Annotated in this window: 2 protein-coding genes; one reads left to right on the top strand and one right to left on the bottom strand. The window is 54.9% G+C overall.

What is annotated here, in order from left to right; genetic code table 11:
- The coding region (locus tag ACIQ39_RS18605) for an Ig-like domain-containing protein (RefSeq protein WP_396436073.1) at positions 1-3124 on the bottom strand (3124 nt) is incomplete at its 3' end.
- Positions 3125-3603: 479 nt separating this feature from the next.
- Here ACIQ39_RS18605 and ACIQ39_RS18600 point away from each other — a divergent pair.
- The gene (locus ACIQ39_RS18600; protein WP_396436072.1) at positions 3604-4341 is read left to right on the top strand and encodes a response regulator transcription factor; all 738 of its coding nucleotides are present in this window, start codon (positions 3604-3606) and stop codon (positions 4339-4341) included.
- The last annotated feature ends 64 nt before the right edge of the window (positions 4342-4405 follow it).

Raw genomic sequence — 4405 nt, 5'->3', positions numbered from 1 at the left:
TGCCCGCTTCGCTGTCGGTGATGACCAAGCTGGGCGCGGTGGTGTCGGCCACCGGCGCGGGGTTGTTGGCATCAAAGACGGTGTTGACCGCTTGGCTGACCGACACCGTGCCCGCCAAGGCGTTGCCCTGCAGGTCGCGCACGCTGCCTGCGGCCACGCTGAGCGTGATCGGGGTGGTGCTGTTGGCGTTGGGCGTGACCACCAGGCTGAACTGGGTGGCGCTGGTCTGGTTGAGCGCGCCGGCCGTGCCGCCGGTGATGGTGATCTTGCTCAGCTCAAAGTCGGCCACGGCTTCGCTGAAGCTGAAGTTAAACAGCACCGGCGCGTTGGCCGTGCCCGCTTCGCTGTCGGTGATGACCAAGCTGGGCGCGGTGGTGTCAATGACCGGCAAGGCGATGCTGTCAATGTTGGCAATATTGCCGCTGTAGCTGAAGGGGTTACCTGCGACATCAGTGATGACCGCTTCTAAGGCCGCTTTGAGCGCTGCTTCGTCAATCGCAGCTTGGCCGTTTTGTCCGGCCTGCACGGTATAGGTCAGCGTGCGGGTGTTGCTGCCGTTTGTGCCGCCCCAGGTGGCGTCAACGCCCGTGCCAGCCACCGTGAAGACAGTGCTGTTGCTGCCGCTGGTCAAACCTTGCACCGGTTCGCCAAAGGTGATGGTCAGCGTGATGGCCTCGCCTGCGCTGTTGCCCGCATTGCCCGCCAATGTGGTCAACGAGGTGCTGGGTGCTGTGCTGCTGAGCGTGGGCGCTGTGGTGTCGATGTTGACAATGAAAACCGGGCTGGGCGTGCCTTGCATCAAGGTCGCACCTTCCACAATGGCTTTGAGCTGCACCACTTGTCCACTGGTGAAAGGGCTGGTGTTGGAGTAAGTCCAAGTTCTGTTGCCAGTGTCTAAAGTGACTGGGCCCAATCGCGTTGCGCCGCTGTACAAGACCACCTTGGCACCCGCAAGCAAGTCGGCGGAATAAGTACCGGTGATTTGCAGCAAGGTGTCGTCTGTGTCCGAACCACTGATCAAGGCGCCGGTTTTGGTCCCCACATCATCGAGCACCGAGGTGATGGTGGCCGTTTGTGTAGGCGCCGCTAACACCTGAGTGATTTGATTGACACTGGTGGCTGTGGCCAAGGCGGCGAGCACGGCATCCAAATTTTCAGAGGTCACACCGGGAATACCCAGGCTTTCCAGTTCTGCTTTGCTGGCGCTCCCGTTCAAGACTTTTTGTACAAGCAAGGCAAGCGCCTGAATTTTGGGCACCGTGTCAACGTCACCCCTTGATTTACCGTCTATGACCAAGCCCAGCAATTTTTCAACTGCAGGTGTCTCCACCCCATTGATGCCCAGCAAGGCGTAGTGCGCGCGCGTAGGCAGGGCAGCGCCGTTGTTGGCCGTGCCATCGGCGCTGGTGAGCACTGCGGCATAGGCATCTACGATGGCTTGCACGTCCACTCGATGGCTGGCCATGATGCCAAGGACATCAGGGTCGGCCAATGCGGTGTTGAGCATGGCCACCGTGGGCTGGTTGGCCCCTCCAAGGCCGACAACGCCCAAGGCCATGTAATCGACAAGCACCGGGGTTTTGCTGGCATCTGTCAAAGCTGCCGCACCATTGTCTTGGGCGTAGTTGGCTATCTTGACGGATGCGGTGGCGTAAGCGCTCATCCGACCAGCATCCAAAACCATCAAAACTGCGGGAGAAAGAGTTTGTCCCGAATTGCGCACCTCGGTCGCTTGATCTTCTGTCAGGTTGGCGGCGAGGGTCGGCGTCAGTTCTTGAATGGCTTGAGGGCTTGCGACAAAGCTTTGCGCCGAATCGCTAGAACCAGGTTGCAAGACATTGGTGATCTCTTCACGCGAAATACCTGAACGCACAGCGCCCAAAATCACCATGGCCTGGGCCTCATCACTCAGCTTGGGCCCAGTGCTGCTGGTTTGGATGCCGATGGCAAATGCCGCAATGGCATCGCCCGTCGTGGGGGTGAGCAAGGCCATGCCGGACATTGATGCCAAAAACATGCCCAGCATGTTCATTTGGCCATTGAGCGATCCATCCGCGTTGTAGAGGGGCTGGGCATCTGCAGCCGTCAAGGAGCCTGTGACTTGAACCACATTGGCCACTTTGGCATTGGCCAACTCGATGGTGGCCAGGGGATCTGCCCCCCCGACAAAGCCCGAGCCATCATTGGGGTTGTACCCACTCAATTGAGCGGCTGCGGTGGTGGCTTCGTTGACGTTCAAAATCACGCGCGCGTTGGTGCTTCTGACCACCTCCACGGCCATCAGCACGGCGTCAAGGTCTTTGCCGGCGCGCATGCCTTCATCGAAATAGTCAAGAACGTTGTTGATGCCGCCATCGCTGACCATGGCGACAATGCCGCCCAGGTAAGAACCGATGTTGATGGCGTAAAAACCTTGCTCATCAAGACGCTGCGTGCCCAAAACATTGCCAGCCAAGTCGTAGAGTGTCATTTGCAGGTCATGGCCCTGCACGACGGGTCCAGCCACCAAACGCCCTGAGACCACCGTGCCGCTGCCGGGATTTGACTCGCCCCCAGCATCATCAGCCGCAGCGCTTGCCCTGGCAGCGGCACCGATGGCGGCAAAACTGGCGATGCCAGGCATCAAGCCCAAGCTTGGAACCAATGCCAAGCTTGCTTCACCAGCGGTCGGCACGTCTGGCGGCAGTGGCATGTAAAAACACATGCGCGCTGCGGCACCATCGGCGGCCCACAACACTTCGGAGGTATTGCCCGCAGAAGCCGCACTGGCTGGCACATCCAAAGTTGTTTCGATGACCACGTAGGGGCACTCGGGGGCATTGAGGTACAGCACAAACTCCGCAGATGGGCCATGCTCAGACTCAAAAAAGTCAAGCAAATCTAAGGTATCACCCTCCTCGAAAATCACTTGCAAATGCTTGCCCGCTCGGATCACCTTGAGGGGCTTGACCGGTTCTTTGGTGTCTGAACGAACGATTTTGTAGCTGTGACCACGCTCGGCCAGCACCACCGTGACCTGTTTGCCCTCGGCTCCATTCAGCTCAGCAATCGCTTGACTTGGTGCTTTTGCACCATGGCTGGCCTTGAATGAAATGTTGCTTTTCTCAAGAATGTAGGAAGTCATGACTTTGATACTTTAGGAGAATTTTTAGATAAAAACTAACTAACGACAAATTTTCTTAAAAGTGAATCACTCAAATGTTAAATAATGTTAAGAGGGTCATTCAATTTACAAAGAAAACTACACGTTAAATTAAAAAATGTCTTCGAACTGCATCCAAGGAATGCAGTTGATCTGTAAGTTTTTTGAATTTCACGAATTTAGGGCAAGCTTGGTACCCATGATCCAAGGACATCGTAAATTCAAGCTTAAAACACCTTTCATAAGACAACTAAAATGACCGAATTTAACATCAATTAACAATTTGACATGCCAAGAATAGATAGATTAAATATGTGTTTGTGATCAAACTGTACGAGCGCTGCCAGATTGGCAGCGCTCGTACAGTTTCATTTCAGATTGAGATGGCCCGCAGGGGCTTGGTCGGCGAGGACACACCCGCCACAAGCATTCATTTTTTTCTAACCCAGATCCCCAAAAACATGTACATCGCAGTCCTTGAAGACGAAGAGAACATTGCCGCCCACACTGAAGGGTTTCTCACAGCCGCCGGGCACTCGGTCATGGTTTACAACTCTGGTCGCGCTTTGCTCAAGTCATTGGCCCAAGAAACCTTTGATTTGTTCATTTTGGATTGGAACGTTGCCGACCTGAGCGGCATCAAGGTGCTGCATGAGTTGCGCCAGCAAGCTCGCCTGTCAACCCCCATCATTTTTTTGACCAACCGCCAGTTCGAACAAGACATCGTCGAGGCGTTTGAGTCGGGTGCTGACGACTATTGCGCCAAACCGGTAAGAGAAAAAGAGCTGTTGGCACGCATCAATGTGTTGCATCGCCGCAACAGCCAGGTGCCTGCCAATGCTTTGAACCCTGTTTTGCAAGGTTATGCCTTCAACACCCAGAGCAACACCGTTAAATGGACCAAGTCAGAGCAAGCCCAATCTGTCCGTTTGTCGGAAAAAGAGTTCAAGCTTGCGCATTACCTGTTTGAACAAACCAACCGTTCCATCTCAAGAAAACGCTTGATGCAAGAGATTTGGGGGAACGAGGACAAAGCCTTGTCGCGCACACTTGATGTGCACATCTGCCGCATCCGCCTGCGCCTTGATTTGGTGAGCACATCTGGCCATTTGCAGCTCAAAGCCATCCATGGTTTTGGCTATAAACTGGTCAACCTCAGTGATCAACCCGCAAATCTGGAAGCCGACGCAACGCACTGACTTCATGCGAAACATTAACGCCCCTTTCTGGTTTGCTGGTCTCTTTCATGGACTTTTCGGGCTC

This window comes from Limnohabitans sp., from assembly GCF_044361645.1.
Taxonomy (GTDB): domain Bacteria; phylum Pseudomonadota; class Gammaproteobacteria; order Burkholderiales; family Burkholderiaceae_C; genus Limnohabitans_A.
The sequence above is the reverse complement of the archived record's forward strand: the minus strand, read 5'-3'. Positions and strand labels throughout refer to the sequence as shown.

What these genes read in the sequence shown, in the direction of transcription:
- ACIQ39_RS18600 (WP_396436072.1), top strand. Translation starts at nt 3,604, where the DNA reads ATGTACATCGCAGTCCTTGAAGACGAAGAGAACATTGCCGCCCACACT.